The organism is Nonomuraea sp. MG754425 (genome assembly GCF_021699195.1).
Classification (GTDB): domain Bacteria; phylum Actinomycetota; class Actinomycetes; order Streptosporangiales; family Streptosporangiaceae; genus Nonomuraea.
Map to the genome: position 1 here is coordinate 1 of NZ_SSXE01000478.1, position 620 is coordinate 620.

1 protein-coding gene is annotated in these 620 nt (G+C 76.8%); it reads left to right on the forward strand.

What is annotated here, in order from left to right:
- On the forward strand, window positions 1–620 hold a 620-nt coding region (locus tag FAF44_RS53560; RefSeq protein WP_237111176.1), incomplete at both ends, for a polyprenyl synthetase family protein.

The window sequence follows — 620 nt, forward strand, 5'->3', positions numbered from 1 at the left end:
GCGCGGGTGCTCGCCGCCGCGGTCCGGGAGCTGTGCGTGGGCCAGTCGCTGGATCTGGCGTTCGAACGGCATGCGGAGGTCGGACTGGCGGCGTGCCTGTCGATGGCCGAGGCCAAGACGGGTGCCCTGCTGGGCGCGGCGTGCGAACTGGGCGCGCTCGCGGCCGGCGCCGCCCCCGAGCGGGCGCGCCGCCTGCGGGAGTTCGGCCGCGAGCTGGGCGTGGCCTTCCAGTTGGTGGACGACCTGCTCGGGATCTGGGGCGACGACGCGGCGACGGGGAAGCCGGTCGGTTCCGACCTGGCCGCACGGAAGAAGTCGCTGCCGGTGGTGGCCGCCCTCACCTCCGGCACCCCGGAGGGAGAACGCCTGGCCCGCCTGTACGCCCGCCCACCGGGCGACACCCTGGACACGGCGGCGCTCACGCAGGCCGCCCACCTGGTCGAACAGGCCGGCGGGCGGAGCTGGGCCACCGAGGAGGCAGGGCGGCGGCTGGACACCGCCCTGCTCGCCCTGCACCACGCCCGCCCGGACCCGTGCGGACCAACGCGGACGCACATGGACCCTCGCGGACGCACGTGGGTCCGCGGGGGCGGGTTGGGTGTGTCAGCGGTTGCGGCGGG